This window comes from Microbacterium sp. NPDC056052, from assembly GCF_042266785.1.
Taxonomy (GTDB): domain Bacteria; phylum Actinomycetota; class Actinomycetes; order Actinomycetales; family Microbacteriaceae; genus Microbacterium.
This window is the reverse complement of record NZ_JBHJWV010000003.1, coordinates 358,513-373,502: the sequence shown is the minus strand read 5'-3', so window position 1 is coordinate 373,502 and position 14,990 is coordinate 358,513. Positions and strand designations below refer to the sequence as shown.

Here is a 14,990-nt window from a genome sequence, read left to right as displayed (position 1 = left end):
CTCCGGTCGCTGAGCGTCATCGATGCGCATGTCAGGCCGGACGGCGCTGTGCGAGCTCGTCGGCCGCTGTCGCGTCGGGAGCCGCCGCCCCGCCGATGCCGAGCTTCTGCTTGATCTGCGTCTCGATCGCCTGCGCGATGTCGGGGTTCTTGAGCAGGAAGTTGCGCGCGTTCTCCTTGCCCTGACCGAGCTGGTCGCCGTCGTACGTGTACCAGGCGCCGGATTTCTTCACGATGCCGTGGTCGACGCCGAAGTCGATGAGGCTGCCCTCACGGGAGATGCCGACGCCGTAGAGGATGTCGAACTCGGCCTGCTTGAACGGCGGAGCCATCTTGTTCTTCACGACCTTGACCCTGGTACGGTTTCCGACCGCCTCCGTGCCGTCCTTCAGCGTCTCGATGCGACGGATGTCGAGGCGGACCGACGCGTAGAACTTCAGCGCCTTTCCACCGGCGGTGGTCTCCGGGGAGCCGAAGAACACGCCGATCTTCTCGCGCAGCTGGTTGATGAAGATCATCGTGGTGTTGGTCTGGTTCAGACCACCGGTGAGCTTTCGCAGCGCCTGTGACATCAGTCGCGCCTGCAGGCCGACGTGCGAGTCGCCCATCTCGCCCTCGATCTCCGCACGCGGCACGAGGGCGGCCACGGAGTCGATGACGATGAGGTCAATGGCACCGGAGCGGACGAGCATGTCCGCGATCTCGAGCGCCTGCTCACCGGTGTCGGGCTGGGAGACGAGCAGCGCGTCGATGTCGACGCCCAGCTTCTTGGCGTACTCGGGGTCGAGGGCGTGCTCCGCGTCCACGAACGCCGCGATGCCACCGGCGCGCTGCGCATTGGCGATCGCGTGCAGGGTCAGCGTGGTCTTACCCGAGGACTCCGGGCCGTAGATCTCGACGATGCGGCCCCGCGGCAGCCCGCCGACGCCGAGCGCGACGTCGAGCGCGATGGAGCCGGTGGGGATGACGGCGACAGGAGCACGCTCGTCGCTGCCCAGGCGCATGACCGAGCCCTTTCCGAACTGCTTGTCGATCTGGGCGAGTGCGGTCTCGAGGGACTTCTCGCGGTCTGCGGGAGAGGGCATGACGTGCTCCTTCGTGCTCGTGAACTGCCGCCTGTAGGCTGTCGCGGCCACCCCGGCCGGGGTCGGCTCTCCGACAAGGCGTATGACCTCGTGGTCATGTCGAACACGCTAGGCGGGGCCACCGACATTCAGCCGAGGTTCCCGCAAGCCGTGCAGATCCCGATCACGAAATCATCTGTGCAGGACGATACGCGCATCTCGAACATGTCTTCGACGACACGCCGATGAGAGCGAGGAACGGATCGAACACCGCGCGCCCGGATCCGACCGGGTTCAGCGCCGTTTCGGCTCCAGCCGACCCGCGCCGTACCGGTGCGACTCGGGGACGTCCGTCTCGGCGCACAGCGCCAGCCACACATCCCGCGGAGGCACGCCGGCTTCCAACGCCTGCACGGCCGTACGCCCGCCGACGGCGCTCAGAACGAGGTCCGCCACGAGGGAACCGCCACGCGATCCGAACTCCGCGTCGACGGCGCGGAGGAACTCACTGCGCCGCATCCCGTCAGCGCAGCGACAGCTCGGACTCGACCGAGGCCACCAGCTCGTCGGGAACGACGTCGGGGATGACCTGCATGCCCTCGAGCACGGCGATCCGATCGCCGACCTCACGCATGATGGTGGAGATGGGCACGTCGAGTGCTTCGGCGACCGAGGCGAGGATCTCGCTGGACGCTTCCTTCTGCCCACGCTCGACCTCACTGAGGTACCCGAGCGCGACAGACGCCTTGCCTGCGACCTGGCGGAGCGTGCGACCCTTCTGCAGACGGAAGTCCCGCAGCACGTCACCGATCTCCTGACGTACGAGAATCATCGGGACCTCCTCTCCCCCATCGCCCGGCCCCAAGCGCCGGATCGGATGGTCAGTCTAACCCGACCTGTCGGGTTCGACACTAGTATTTCGTCCTGTGCGTTGAATGTGAGCACACTCGACTCAACTTCATCGAAAAGCACTCTATTCCCTGTCATCCTGCCCGGGCGCGCCGGCGTCGAACTCTCCGCCCGTCACAGCTTCGAAGACCAGCGCGAGAGCCGCCAGCACCGCGGCCGCACGGATCGCGGAACGATCGCCGCCGAACAGGAACGCCCGGCTGATCGTGCGCTCGGCGACGCTCACCCCGATGTGCACCGTGCCGACAGGCTGCCCGCCCTGCGGGGTGGGACCGGCGACACCGGTCGTGGCGACACCGACGTCCGCCGGGCGCCCCTCCACGGCCAGCGCCGCGCGGGCGCCCGCGGCCATCTGCCGCGCGACCTCCGGGTCGACCGGCCCGTGCGTGGCGAGACGGAGCGGATCCACTCCCAGCACCGAGGACTTGATCGGCGTCGCGTAGGCGACCACAGCGCCGTTGAGCACGTCCGAGGCACCCGCGATCTCCACGAGCGCCGCAGAGAGCGCCCCGCCGGTGAGCGACTCGGCGACGGCGAGCGTCATCCCGCGCTCTCGCAGCGCATCGAGCACGGCGGCCGCGGCGCGAGGCGACTCGGAGGCCATCAGGACGCTGCGCCGCGATCCGCGCGGGAGCCGCGCACCTGCGCCACCACGTAGTCGATGCCGCTCAGGATCGTCAGGATGAGCGCGATCACCATCAGCACCGTGGTCGTGACCGACCACACGGGCATCCCGATCCAGACGTGCAGCGGCAGCAGCGCCCACGACAGCGCCACGGCCTGCACGGTCGTCTTGATCTTGCCCATCCACGCCGCAGCGACGACGTGCTCCTTGACGATCATGAAGCGGTGCACGGTGATGCCCCACTCGCGCACGAGGATCACGAGCACCAGCCACCACCACACCTCGCCGAGGATCGCGAGGCCGATGAAGCCCGCTCCGGTGAGCAGCTTGTCGGCGATCGGATCCCAGAGCTTGCCGAAGTCGCTGACCAGGTCGTACTTGCGGGCGAGGTAGCCGTCCACCCAGTCCGTCGAGATCGCCAGGATGAACAATCCCGCGGCGACCCAGCGCAGCGCAGGCTGGGTCAGGCCGTTCGCGCCCCCGAGCAGCAGGAGCACGAAGAAGACGACGGCGAGAGGGATACGGGCGATCGTGATCGCATTGGGCAGCTGACGCGGAATGGCCATCAATCGCGTCCCGTCAGGCCCCAGGCGTCCTCATCGGCCTCGGCATCGACCTCGGGGAGCCCGCGGTACTGCGCCTCGAGCGGGTCCTCGCCGTAGCGGTCGTCCGTGCCGCCGTAGGACGATGCCGGCACCGGGTCGGCAGGACGCGGCGGCAGTGGGGCCGCGGGCACGGCGGGAGCGCTAGGAGCCGGAGCCGCCGCACGCGCCGAGGGCGGATCCTCGCCGCGCAACTTGGCCAGCACACCGGCCAGCTGCTCGGGGGTGACCAGCACATCGCGCGCCTTGGACCCCTCGGACGGGCCGACGATCTCGCGCGACTCGAGCAGATCCATGAGCCGTCCGGCCTTGGCGAAGCCGACGCGCAGCTTGCGCTGCAGCATCGACGTCGAGCCGAACTGCGAGGAGACGATGAGCTCGGCGGCGGCGAGGAGCAGCTCGAGGTCGTCGCCGATGTCCTCGTCGACCTCCTTCTTCTTGCCCTCGACGGCTTCCGCCACATCGGGCCGGTACTCCGGACGCGCCTGACCCGTGACGTGCTTGACGACCGCTTCGATCTCGCTCTCGTCGACCCAGGCGCCCTGCAGGCGGAAGGGCTTGGAGGAACCCATCGGGGAGAACAGCGCGTCACCCTGTCCGATCAGCTTGTCGGCGCCGGGGCTGTCCAGGATCACGCGGCTGTCGGTGACGCTGGTCACGGCGAACGCGAGGCGCGACGGCACGTTGGCCTTGATGAGGCCGGTCACGACGTCGACGCTCGGTCGCTGGGTCGCGAGCACGAGGTGGATGCCGCTCGCTCGGGCGAGCTGCGTGATGCGGACAATCGAGTCCTCGACATCGCGCGGGGCGACCATCATGAGGTCCGCGAGCTCATCGACCACGACCAGCAGGTAGGGGTACGGCTTGAGCACGCGCTCGCTGCCGGGAGGAACCACGACCTCGCCGGCGCGCACGGCGCGGTTGAAGTCGTCGATGTGGCGGAAGCCGAACGACGCGAGGTCGTCGTACCGCATGTCCATCTCCTTCACGACCCACTGCAGCGCCTCTGCGGCCTTCTTCGCGTTCGTGATGATGGGCGTGATGAGGTGCGGGACGCCGGCATAGCTCGTGAGCTCGACGCGCTTCGGGTCGATCAGCACCATGCGCACGTCGGCGGGGCGGGCGCGCATGAGCAGGCTCGTGATCATCGAGTTCACGAAGCTCGACTTACCGGATCCGGTCGATCCGGCCACCAGGAGGTGCGGCATCTTGGCGAGGTTGGCGAGGACGAAGTTCCCGCCGACGTCCTTGCCGACGCCGATCGTCAGCGGATGCGTGCTCTTCTGCGCCGCGGCCGAGCGCAGCACATCGCCGAGCGCGACGGTCTCGCGGTCGGCGTTCGGGATCTCGATGCCGATCGCGCTCTTGCCCGGGATCGGCGACAGGATGCGCACGTCGTTCGACGCGACCGCATAGGCGAAGTTGTTGCTCAGCTGCAGGATCTTCTCGACCTTGACGCCGTGACCGACCTCGACCTCGTACTGCGTGACTGTCGGGCCGCGCGAGAAGCCGGTCACCTTCGCGTCGACGTTGAACTGCGTGAGCACGTTCGTGATCTGCTCGACCACGCGGTCGTTCGCCTCGGAGCGGGCCACCGCGGGCGGCCCCGCCTTCAGCGCCCCCGGCGACGGGAGGATGTACGGGGCGGCCGGCGCCTGCAGGCCGTCCTTGCCCGGTCCGTCGGTGCCGAACCCGTCGAATCCGGCCAGTTCGAGTTCGCCGGTGTCGCCGTCGTCGAGCAGCGCCGTGCTCTGCTGCTCGGCGAGGGAGTCCGCGACGGCGCGCACGTCGGTGAGCACCTCGGTGGCCGCGTCGTACGGATCCTCGTCCTTGATGACGGCCTGGTCGTACGCGGTCGCCTGCGCCACCGTGGGGGTGTCGTCCTGCGCCGTGAGCAGCTCGGTGAGGTCCTGCGAGCCGAGCCCGTCATCCGGATCCTCTTCGCGTCCGGTCTTGTTGCGCCGCCACCAGGGCAGCACGTCCGGATCGTCGACCTTGTCGGCCTCGTCGACCGCCGCGGCGCCCTCGCCGGGGGTGGCCTTCGGCGTGCGCTCGGCGTCGAACATCCACGCGTACAGGTCGCCCAGGCGCTGGCCGATGCGGTTCGGCGGCGTCTTGGTGAGGATCAGCACGCTGAGCGCCGCGAGCAGCGACAGCACGATGTAGGCCGGGACCGAGGTCAGGTAGCTGAGAGGCTGGCCCAGCAGCCAGCCGAAGAGGCCACCGGCGGCGCTGAGCGCCACCATCCCCTGCTTCGGCTGCGGCATGCCGCCCGCGACGTGGCAGAAGCCGGCGAGCGTGATCACGAACAGCCCGAAACCGATCCCGATCCGCCCGTTGTCGTGCACGGAGGAGGGATGCCGGAACAGCCACCCGGCCAGGAGCAGCAACAGCACCGGCATGATGAACGCGGCCCGGCCGATCAGGGCGCCCACCGAGTAGGCGCTGATGTTGGTCGCGACCGTGTTGCCGATGAAGAACCACTCGTTCACGGCGCCCGCGACGGCGAGCAGGACGAGAAGGAACGGGAAGCCGTCGCGACGCTGATCCTTCTCCAGCGTCTCCAGGCCGAAGGCGCGGAAGAGCCCGCCCACGCCGTGCGCGAGGCCCGTCCAGGCGCGCGCGATCACCGGCGGCTTGTCCGGCTCGTCGACGTACTTCCTCGGCGCGGGCGCGGCCTTGGTCGAGCTGCGCGGCTTCGCCCCGGACGTGGAGCGACTGCGCGTCGAGGGCTTCTCGGTCGCGCTCTTGGTCGCATTCGAACTCCTGGGCATGCTCCCACGCTACGGCCGCACGCCGACAAAGGCCCGCAATGACGCGGCTTTCCGCGGGATTGCGGGCCTCAGCCGGACTCAGAAGGCCGTCGCTCAGGCCTCGATGACGAGCGGGACGATCATCGGACGACGGCGCAGCTTCTGGTTGACCCATCGGCCGATCGTGCGGCGCACGATCTGCGACAGCGCGTGGTTGTCGCGCACCCCGTTCCCGGCCGCCTCCTTGAGGGCGGCGACGATCTTCGGCGCCACGTCGTCGAACACGGAGTCGTCCTCCGCGACGCCGCGGGCGTGGATCTCCGGCCCGGAGATGATCCGGCCGGTCGTGGAGTCGACCACGACGATGATGGACACGAAGCCCTCCTCGCCGAGGATCCGCCGGTCCTTCAGGTCCGCGTCGGTGATCTCGCCGACCGTGGAGCCGTCGACGTACACGAAGCCGATGTCGAGCTGCCCCGCGACGCGGGCGACGCCGTCCTTGAGGTCGATCACGGTGCCGTTGGAGCCCAGGATCGTGCGCTCCTCCGGAATCCCGGTGTCCTGCGCGAGCTTGGCGTTCGCCATGAGGTGGCGGTACTCGCCGTGCACGGGGAGGACGTTCTTCGGCTTCAGGATGTTGTAGCAGTACAGCAGCTCGCCCGCCGCGGCGTGGCCGGACACGTGCACCCGGGCGTTCGCCTTGTGCACGACGTTCGCACCGAGCTTGGTCAGTCCGTCGATCACGCGGTACACCGCGTTCTCGTTGCCCGGGATGAGGCTCGACGCCAGGATCACGGTGTCGCCGGGCCCCGGCTCGATCGCGTGGTCGAGGTTCGCCATGCGGCTGAGCACGGCCATCGGCTCGCCCTGGGATCCGGTCGACATGTAGACGATCTGGTCCTCGGGGAGGTCGCGTGCCTTCTTGTAGTCGATGAGCACGCCGTCCGGCACCTTGAGGTAGCCGAGCTGCTCCGCGATCGTCATGTTGCGGACCATGCTGCGTCCGAGGAAAGCCACACGCCGGCCGTGCGCGTGCGCCGCGTCGATGACCTGCTGCACGCGGTGCACGTGGCTGGAGAAGCTCGCGACGATGACACGGCGCGGCGCCTTGCCGATGACCTGGTCGAGCACGGGTCCGATCGAGCGCTCGGTCGGCGTGAATCCCGGCACGTCGGCGTTGGTGGAGTCGACGAGGAACAGGTCGACGCCCTCCTCGCCGAGGCGCGAGAACGCACGGAGGTCCGTGATGCGGCCGTCCAGCGGGAGCTGGTCCATCTTGAAGTCGCCGGTCGCGAGGACCATGCCCGCGGGGGTGCGGATCGCGACGGCGAGCGCGTCGGGGATGGAGTGGTTGACCGCGATGAACTCGAGGTCGAACGGGCCGACCTTCTCGCGCTGACCCTCCTTCACCGTGAGGGTGAAGGGTCGGATCCGGTGCTCCTTGAGCTTGGCCTCGACGAGGGCGAGGGTGAGGCCGGATCCGATCAGCGGGATGTCGCCCTTGAGCCGCAGCAGGTAGGGCACGGCGCCGATGTGGTCTTCGTGGCCGTGCGTGAGCACGACGCCGACGATGTCGTCGAGGCGGTCCTTGATGGGCTCGAAGTCGGGCAGGATCAGGTCGACGCCCGGCTGGTGCTCTTCGGGGAAGAGCACGCCGCAGTCGACGACGAGGAGCTTGCCGTCGTACTCGAAGACGGTCATGTTGCGGCCGACCTCCCCGAGTCCGCCCAGCGGCGTGACGCGGAGGGTGCCGGGGGCGAGAGCTTCGGGGTCGGCGAGGGGAATGTTCATGTGGTGCCTCCTAGGCGGGACGCGCTGCGCGTCCGAGGTTCGTGTCTCCCCTGCCGGTCAGGACCGGATCCGCCTGCGCGTTCCGCGCGGGTCCGTCCCGTCCGATGCCCATCGGCCACGCCCTCATCGGGTCGTGCCGTGCACCTTGGGGAGTGCGCCGCCGGCGGCGGCATTGCGGTCGGGGCGGAAGTCGGAGAAGTCCGCGCCGGGGATGTCCTTGACGAGCGCCAGCTCGTCCTCGATGAGGGCGGCCTCCCACTCCTCCGGCCCCACCAGGGGCAGGCGGACGCGGGGGCTCGTGATGCGGCCGAGGCCGTGCAGGATGTACTTCGCCGACACCGTGCCCGGCACGTGCGTCATCGCGGCGCGCACGAGCGGCTCGAGGCGCTTGTGCTCGGCGGTCGCGGTGGCGAGGTCGCCGCGGTTCACCGCGTCGACGATCGCGCGGTACGGCGCCGAGGTGATGTTGGCCGTGACGCCGATGAGGCCGGTGGCGCCGATCGAGAGATGCGGGAGCACGTTCGAGTCGTCGCCGGAGAAGTACATCAGGTCGGTCTGGTTGAGCACCCGGCTGACCTCGGAGAAGTCTCCCTTGGCATCCTTCACCGCGAGGATGTTCGGGTGCTTGGCCAGACGGAGGATCGTCTCGTACTTGATCGGCACACCGGTGCGTCCGGGGATGTCGTAGAGGATCACCGGCAGATCGGTGGCGTCCGCCACGAGCCGGAAGTGCGTGAGGATGCCCGCCTGGGTGGGCTTGTTGTAATACGGCGTGACGATCATGATGCCGTCGGCGCCGGCCTTCTCGCTGGCCTTGTACAGCTCGATCGCGTGCGCGGTCTCGTTGGATCCGCCGCCCGTGATGATCTTCGCGCGCCCCGCAGCGACGTCCTTGCCGACCTCGACGAGGCGCAGCTTCTCGGCGTCGGTGAGGGTCGAGGTCTCCCCCGTCGTCCCGGTGACGACGATGCCGTCGGCACCATCCGAGATGACACGGTCGATGTGCTTCTCGACAGAGGGCCAGTCGACCTCGCCGTCGGCCGTCATCGGCGTGATGAGGGCGACGAGCACCTGTCCGAAGGGATTGCCCGTGTGCGTCATGCGTCCAGCGTAACGGTTCGGGCGACGCTCACGCTGTCGCCATGACGCGGATGACGTCGCCGCGGGCCAGATCCGCACTGGGCTTCAGCAGCAGACCGGCGGCGGTGCCGACCGGCGCCTCGCTGGCCTTCTTGCGGAACATCTCGATGCCGGTGATGGTGCTGGCACCGGTCTGGGTGGCTCCGCGGAGCACCGCGACGCGGTCGCCGACGCGCATCGTGCCCGTCGTGGTCCTGCCCGTGGCGACCTGGCCGCGTCCGGTGATGGTGAAGACGTCCTCGACCACGAACTCCGAGGTCCCGATGCCGGTCGACACCGTGCTCGCGACCGAGGCGATGCCCGTGCTCGGAGCGATCCCGGCGGCGGCCAGGCGCTCGGCCTCCTGCGCGTTGTACTGCCGGAGCATCTCGTTCGCGTCCTGCGGATCCTTCTTCTTCCCGAACCAGCCCATGCGGTCGAGCCTAGAGGGGGCGGGCGGTTAGGCTCGCGCACATGGCCTGGCAGACGCGGGAATCGCGCATCGTCTACGACAACCGCTGGATCTCGGTGCGGGAGGATCGGGTCTCCGGACCCGCCGGGGACGGGATCTACGGCGTGGTCACCCTGAAGAACCCGGCCGTGTTCGTGGTCGCTCTCGACGAGCAGGATCGTGTGTGCCTCGTCACGATCGACCGCTACACCACAGGGCGCTCGGTCGAGGTGCCGGCCGGGGGCTCGGACGGGGAGGATCCGCTCCTCGCCGCCCGGCGCGAGCTGCGCGAGGAGACAGGGCTCGAGGCCGACGACTGGACGCCGATCGGCACCATGAACGCCCTCAACGGCGTGACCGTGGCACCCGAGCATGTGTTCCTCGCCAGAGGCCTGCGCGAGGCCGCGGACAGCGCGCACACGCAGGCCGAGGAGGGCATCGACGAGATGGCGTGGGTGCCTTTCGCCGAGGCGCTCGCGATGATCGCCGACGGGCGGATCCGCGACGGCGAGACGATCGCCGCCCTCGCCTACGCCGGTATCAGGCTGGGCCGGTTCGCCTAGGCGGGCGGCGGGCGCGGTTCCGCCGGCGCCTCCATCGGCATTGGTCGGGCCCGTCTCGCCGAATGCAGGAGCGGTTCACCACGTGCAGGAGCACCGACGTTCCGCGCCCACGGATCCCCTGCTACTCCGCGGATCCGTCATATCCTCCGCTCATCGATCCTGCGGTCGGGTGGCATCGTCCTGCACGTGGCGGGACTGGAGGACAGCAAGCCGCCCCTCGATCGCGGCCAGCACCAGATCCCAGCGGAAGAGGATCATCGCGTAATCGAAGCGCAGCGTTTCGTAGCCCTGAGCGGCCGCCGCCGCATCCCGCAGCAGATCCTTGTGCCGTTTCGAGAATCCCTCGTGGTTCTCTCTGCCGTCGGCCTCGAGGATGATGCGACCAGCGAGGAGGAAGTCGACGCGTCCGACCCCGACTATCTCCACCTGCGACTGCAGAGTGATCCCCCGCAGGTGCAATCGAAGTCGGAGCAGGGACTCCAGCCCGCTGTCGGCCTGATCCGACGCGAAGTCGACGAGCCAGCGCAGGTGTTCCGAGATACGAGAGCGCAGCGTCGTCAGGCCACCCTGCGAAATGAGCCCGAGGTGCAGCGCAGACTCCAACGCCGCGAAGAAGCCCTCGGGCGTCCCGCATACGGCGTACTGCATGAGGGCGAGGAGCACTTCGACAACCCCGAATCCGACGGGCCGGTCACCGATCTCATGATGCGTCCTGCACCGGCACCCGGCGTGCGCGTGCTGCCGTCCGGAGGGCCCCATCCACACATGCAACCGGGGCATGGGGCGGTGATCGCGATCGTTGGCACCGCTCCGCGCGGGATGTGCATCCGGGAGAACCCAGACACCGTGGGCGCGCAGGGCCGCACCGCACGCGACCTCGCCGCCGTGTCGGGCCGCGCTGAGCACCGGCGGGTCTACCGCAGGCGTCGCGTACACGCCCTGCCGGACGCGGATCACCGCGCCGCGCGCAAGCGCGCGGTCGATGTCCGGCCTGGATACGCCTCTGTCGAGGAGCTGTGCGCGACGGCCAATGCCACCGAGCTGGCCGAGCACGCGTGCGATCTCTGACATGCCCGGAGAGCCTGCCGCACCCGCACGGCGCTGTGCGACGCTCTCGCGGAATCGGGGGAAAACCGGGGCGCCTACCGGATTGTGTGGACCGTTCTGGTTCAGACGGTGACGACGACTTCCCCCGCCAAATGCAGGACCGATCCTCCGCATGCAGGATCAGCCAGGGTCCCGGGCCCGATCGGCGCTCGTTGTTCGCAGGACTCCGCGGGATCGCTGAGGTTCGCCGCCGACCGATCCTGCAGTTGGCCAAGCGGTCCTGCATTCGGCGCGCACAAAGTCGGAGCCCCCAACGGTGCTCCGCCGCCGCGCGCCCTACATGCGGCCGCGGCGGGCGATGCGCGCCGTGAGCGAACGCGGGACCAGGCGCGAACCGGCGACGACCGCCTTGTAGCGCAGTGACGGGACCACGACGGACCGGCCCTGCGCGGCGGCGCGCAGCCCCTGGCGCACGACGAAGGGCGCGTCCAGCCACAGGAACCGCGGCACCCCCTCCTGGCCCGCGCCGAGCCCCATCCGCGAATGGAAGGTCGTGTGCACGAATCCGGGGCACAGCGCGGTGACCGTGACGCCGTCGGCCGCATACTCGCCGTTCGCCCAGCGGCTGAAGCCGATGAGCCACGCCTTGCACGCCGAGTATGTCGACCGTGAGATGAAGCCGGCGACCGAGGCGACGTTGATGATCCGCCCTCCGCGACCGCGCATGACACCGAGCGCGGCGTGCATGAGCCGCATCGGCGCCTCGACGTGCACGCGCAGGTGGCGCACCTCGTCCGCGATCTCGTTGTCGGCGAAGTGCAGCGGCAGCCCGAACCCGGCGTTGTTCACGAGCAGGTCGATCGGGCGCTCGGCATCGGCCACCCGCTGCGCGACGCGGTCGACGTCGTGCTCCTCGGCGAGGTCGGCGACGAGCACCTCCACGGCGACGCCGTGGCTCGTGCGGAGCTCCGCGGCGAGCGCCTGCAACGCGTCCTCCGAGCGGGCGACCAGCACGAGGTCCGCGCCGCGGTCGGCGAGCTGGCGGGCGAACTCGGCGCCGAGCCCTGCACTGGCGCCGGTGATGAGAGCGGTGGGCATGCGGATCCTCCTGTCGGGAGCGGGCGATGCGGTCAGCGCTGGTAGCCGAGGAAACGGAAGCGGATCCCACTCCTGCTGGTCTGCCATTCCCCCTGCGAGATGAGCTGGAAGCCCTCGCGGGGCGGGGCGAAGGCATCGCCCGGCACATCCAGGTCGAGCTCGGTCACCTCCAGGCGCTCGGCGTCGCCGATCACCTCGCGGAAGATCTCTCCGCCGCCGATCACCCATGCCTCGTCGAGGCCTTCGAGCGCATCGGCGATCGATCCCGCGGTCCGCGTGCCATCGGCGGCCCAGCCCGCCTGTCGCGTGATCACGATGTTGTCGCGCCCGGGAAGCGGTCTGAACCGCTCGGGGAGCGACTCCCAGGTGCGCCGCCCCATGAGCACGGGCGCACCCAGGGTGACCTCCTTGAAGTGCGCGAGGTCCTCCGGCACGTGCCAGGGCATCGTGCCGCCGGCGCCGATCACGCCGCCGTGCGCCTCGGCCCAGACCAGCCCGATCCGGGTCATACCGCGACCGCCGCGCGGATGGCCGGGTGGTGCTGGTAGTCCTCGACCGCGAAATCCTCGTAGGCGTAGTCGAAGATCGACTCCGGCTTCCGCGTGATCCGCAGGGTCGGGTACGGGTACGGCTCGCGCGTGAGCTGCTCCCGCACCTGCTCGAGGTGGTTGTCGTAGATGTGGCAGTCACCGCCCGTCCACACGAAGTCGCCGGGCTCGAGGCCGGTCTGCTGCGCCACCATCAGGGTGAGCAGCGCGTAGGACGCGATGTTGAACGGCACGCCGAGGAACAGGTCGGCGCTGCGCTGGTAGAGCTGGCACGACAGCTTTCCGTCGGCCACATAGAACTGGAACAGTGCGTGGCAGGGGGCGAGGGCCATGTTCGGGATGTCCGCCGGATTCCACGCGGACACGATGATGCGGCGCGAATCCGGCGAGTTCCGGATCTGGTCGATCACCTGCTGCAGCTGGTCGATGTGGCCGCCGTCCGGCGTGGGCCAGGAGCGCCACTGCACGCCGTAGACCGGGCCGAGATCGCCGTCGGCGTCCGCCCACTCGTCCCAGATCGTGACGCCGTTCTCCTGCAGCCACTTCACGTTCGAGTCGCCGCGCAGGAACCAGAGCAGCTCGTACGCGATAGACTTGAAGTGCACGCGCTTGGTGGTGATGAGCGGAAAGCCCTGCGACAGGTCGAAGCGGATCTGCCGGCCGAACACGCTGGTCGTGCCCGTGCCGGTGCGATCGTCCTTGTGCGTGCCGCTCGCCAGCACGTCGCGGAGCAGGTCTTCGTACGGCGTGGGGATCGCGGCGCTCATGTGTTTCAGCGTACCGGCGGCGACCGACGCTCGGGCCCTTCGACAGGCTCAGGAACCGACAAGCACAGGGACCGCGCCCTGACTCGAACCGTCATATCCGCCCGCTCCCCCGCGGACGGACGTAGCCTCGGACCATGTCTCTGCCGCTCGCCGTCGCCGTGGTCGCCGCTCTGCTCGCGGCGACCGTGATCGCCGGCGTGCTGCTGCGACGCCGAGATGGCCGCGCGGTGGCCGTGCACGGCGACCGGCACGTGGATCCCGCCGACCTCATGCGACCGCTGGGAGCGCACGCGACCCTGGTGCAGTTCAGCACCGAGTTCTGCGCGCGCTGCCCGCAGGTGCGGCGCATGCTCGGATCCGTCGCCGCCGAGCGGGACGGCGTCGTGCACGCCGAGGTCGATCTCACCTCGCGCTCCGATCTCGCCGCACGCTACAAGGTGCTCTCCACACCGACGACGCTCATCGTCGATCCGGAGGGCCGGATCCGCTCGCGCTTCACCGGCGTCCCCACCCGGGCCGCCGTGCTCTCGGCGCTCGACGGCGCCGACCACGTCAAGGAGGCCATCGCATGACCGCTCCCACCGGCATTGATCCCCGCGGTCCGCGTTTCGCGGCGTGGATCACATCCGCCCTGCTCCTCGTGGCCACCGTGCTCGGGCTCATCTCAGGACCTTCGCCCAGCTCGATCTCCTTCGGCTGGTTCGCCTACCAGCCGCTCGCGGACGCCACGTTCACGCCGGGCGACTTCGCCTTCATCGCCGGACGCCCGTTCTGGCTCCAGATCCTGCTGCTCCGTGCCGCTCAGCCCGCGTTCATCCTCACGTTCGTGATCGCGCTGCTCTTCCTCTGGGGCGTGCTCTCGCCGCGCACTCAGCCGTGGAGCCTGATGTTCCGCACCCTCGTGCGCCCACGGCTCGCGCCGCCCCGCGAGCTGGAGGACCCGCGTCCGCCGCGCTTCGCCCAGGGCGTCGGGCTGCTCGTCGTGACGGTCGGACTCGTCCTGCATCTGCTCGGTGTGCCCTGGGCGCTGCCGATCGCGACGGCGATGGCGTTCGTCGCTGCCTTCCTGAACGCCGCGTTCGGTCTGTGCCTGGGCTGCCAGCTGTACCTCCTGCTGCAGCGGGCCGGGATCCTGGGCAGGGCCCCACGACTTCCCTGAGAAGTACGGATCCGTCCCGGTCCGGTCGCTAGGCTGGCAGCCTCACCCATCCCGATCGGAGGACCCCCATGTCCGTCACGAGCGAAGCCGCTGCCACCTGGACCGGAAGTCTCATCGAGGGCGAGGGATCCGTCTCCCTCTCCTCCTCCCGCCTGGGCACGTTCCCCCTGAACTGGAAGGCGCGGTCGGAGGGGTCCGACACCACGACCACGCCCGAGGAGCTCATCGCCGCTGCGCACTCCTCGTGCTTCAGCATGGCGCTCTCGCACGCGCTGGCCGGCAACGGCACCCCCGCGGAGCGCGTCGACACGACCGCGTCGGTCACCTTCAAGCCGGGCGTCGGCATCACCGGCAGCCACCTCAACGTGAACGCCTCGGTGCCAGGCCTCGACGCAGAGACCTTCCAGCGCCTCGCGCAGGAGGCCAAGGTCGGCTGCCCGGTCTCCGCCGCGCTCTCCGGCATCGAGATCACGCTCGAGGCGACTCTGGCCTGAG

General features: G+C 69.5%; 17 protein-coding genes. 4 read left to right on the top strand and 13 right to left on the bottom strand.

The genetic code is table 11. The annotated features are described in order from the left end of the window. Positions 1-31: 31 nt before the first annotated feature. From recA to ACFC1J_RS08265, 9 genes are all read right to left on the bottom strand, one after another. The gene (recA, locus tag ACFC1J_RS08305; RefSeq protein WP_375904242.1) at positions 32-1,084 is read right to left on the bottom strand and encodes a recombinase RecA; all 1,053 of its coding nucleotides are present in this window, start codon (positions 1,082-1,084) and stop codon (positions 32-34) included. A gap of 273 nt (positions 1,085-1,357) precedes the next feature. Continuing rightward, the gene (locus ACFC1J_RS08300) at positions 1,358-1,582 is read right to left on the bottom strand and encodes a DUF3046 domain-containing protein (RefSeq protein WP_375904240.1); all 225 of its coding nucleotides are present in this window, start codon (positions 1,580-1,582) and stop codon (positions 1,358-1,360) included. A gap of 4 nt (positions 1,583-1,586) precedes the next feature. Continuing rightward, a complete protein-coding gene (locus ACFC1J_RS08295; RefSeq protein WP_045273774.1) occupies positions 1,587-1,895 on the bottom strand; it encodes a helix-turn-helix domain-containing protein in 309 nt (102 codons plus the stop codon). A 141-nt stretch (positions 1,896-2,036) separates the two neighbouring features. Beyond that, positions 2,037-2,576, bottom strand: coding sequence for a CinA family protein (locus tag ACFC1J_RS08290; protein WP_375904238.1), 540 nt, complete (start codon positions 2,574-2,576; stop codon positions 2,037-2,039). Then, the gene (gene pgsA, locus ACFC1J_RS08285; protein ID WP_375904236.1) at positions 2,576-3,163 is read right to left on the bottom strand and encodes a CDP-diacylglycerol--glycerol-3-phosphate 3-phosphatidyltransferase; all 588 of its coding nucleotides are present in this window, start codon (positions 3,161-3,163) and stop codon (positions 2,576-2,578) included. Before pgsA ends, ACFC1J_RS08290 begins: the two co-directional genes overlap by 1 nt. Continuing rightward, positions 3,163-5,973 (bottom strand): DNA translocase FtsK, encoded by a 2,811-nt coding sequence (locus ACFC1J_RS08280; protein ID WP_375904234.1) that lies wholly within the window; start codon positions 5,971-5,973, stop codon positions 3,163-3,165. Before ACFC1J_RS08280 ends, pgsA begins: the two co-directional genes overlap by 1 nt. Before the next feature lie 93 nt (positions 5,974-6,066). Next, positions 6,067-7,743, bottom strand: coding sequence for a ribonuclease J (locus ACFC1J_RS08275; RefSeq protein WP_375904232.1), 1,677 nt, complete (start codon positions 7,741-7,743; stop codon positions 6,067-6,069). A 123-nt stretch (positions 7,744-7,866) separates the two neighbouring features. Continuing rightward, a complete protein-coding gene (gene dapA, locus ACFC1J_RS08270; protein ID WP_292716490.1) occupies positions 7,867-8,844 on the bottom strand; it encodes a 4-hydroxy-tetrahydrodipicolinate synthase in 978 nt (325 codons plus the stop codon). Between the two features lie 28 nt (positions 8,845-8,872). After that, positions 8,873-9,295, bottom strand: a complete 423-nt coding sequence (locus tag ACFC1J_RS08265; protein ID WP_375904231.1) for an EF-Tu/IF-2/RF-3 family GTPase — start codon at positions 9,293-9,295, stop codon at positions 8,873-8,875. A 41-nt stretch (positions 9,296-9,336) separates the two neighbouring features. Between ACFC1J_RS08265 and ACFC1J_RS08260 the strand changes: the two genes are divergently transcribed. Then, positions 9,337-9,876, top strand: coding sequence for an NUDIX domain-containing protein (locus tag ACFC1J_RS08260; RefSeq protein WP_375904229.1), 540 nt, complete (start codon positions 9,337-9,339; stop codon positions 9,874-9,876). Between the two features lie 150 nt (positions 9,877-10,026). On the opposite strand, the gene ACFC1J_RS08255 is transcribed toward ACFC1J_RS08260, so the two are convergent. The 4 genes from ACFC1J_RS08255 to ACFC1J_RS08240 all read right to left on the bottom strand — a co-directional run bounded on the left by ACFC1J_RS08255 (position 10,027) and on the right by ACFC1J_RS08240 (position 13,336). Beyond that, positions 10,027-10,947, bottom strand: coding sequence for a DUF559 domain-containing protein (locus ACFC1J_RS08255; RefSeq protein ID WP_375904227.1), 921 nt, complete (start codon positions 10,945-10,947; stop codon positions 10,027-10,029). Between the two features lie 312 nt (positions 10,948-11,259). Continuing rightward, a complete protein-coding gene (locus tag ACFC1J_RS08250; RefSeq protein WP_375904225.1) occupies positions 11,260-12,021 on the bottom strand; it encodes an SDR family NAD(P)-dependent oxidoreductase in 762 nt (253 codons plus the stop codon). A 32-nt stretch (positions 12,022-12,053) separates the two neighbouring features. Further along, a complete protein-coding gene (locus ACFC1J_RS08245) occupies positions 12,054-12,530 on the bottom strand; it encodes a dihydrofolate reductase (protein ID WP_375904223.1) in 477 nt (158 codons plus the stop codon). Beyond that, a complete protein-coding gene (locus tag ACFC1J_RS08240) occupies positions 12,527-13,336 on the bottom strand; it encodes a thymidylate synthase (RefSeq protein WP_375904221.1) in 810 nt (269 codons plus the stop codon). The genes ACFC1J_RS08245 and ACFC1J_RS08240 overlap by 4 nt, the downstream gene beginning before the upstream one ends. Before the next feature lie 134 nt (positions 13,337-13,470). On the opposite strand from ACFC1J_RS08240, the gene ACFC1J_RS08235 reads away from it, so the two are divergent. The 3 genes from ACFC1J_RS08235 to ACFC1J_RS08225 all read left to right on the top strand — a co-directional run bounded on the left by ACFC1J_RS08235 (position 13,471) and on the right by ACFC1J_RS08225 (position 14,989). Beyond that, positions 13,471-13,908: a thioredoxin family protein gene (locus tag ACFC1J_RS08235; protein ID WP_375904219.1), complete on the top strand. Its 438-nt coding sequence runs from the start codon at positions 13,471-13,473 to the stop codon at positions 13,906-13,908. Continuing rightward, positions 13,905-14,495 (top strand): DUF4395 domain-containing protein, encoded by a 591-nt coding sequence (locus ACFC1J_RS08230; protein WP_375904217.1) that lies wholly within the window; start codon positions 13,905-13,907, stop codon positions 14,493-14,495. Before ACFC1J_RS08235 ends, ACFC1J_RS08230 begins: the two co-directional genes overlap by 4 nt. Before the next feature lie 68 nt (positions 14,496-14,563). Next, complete coding sequence (locus ACFC1J_RS08225; RefSeq protein WP_045273786.1) at positions 14,564-14,989, top strand: OsmC family peroxiredoxin; 426 nt, start codon at positions 14,564-14,566, stop codon at positions 14,987-14,989. Position 14,990: the final 1 nt, after the last annotated feature.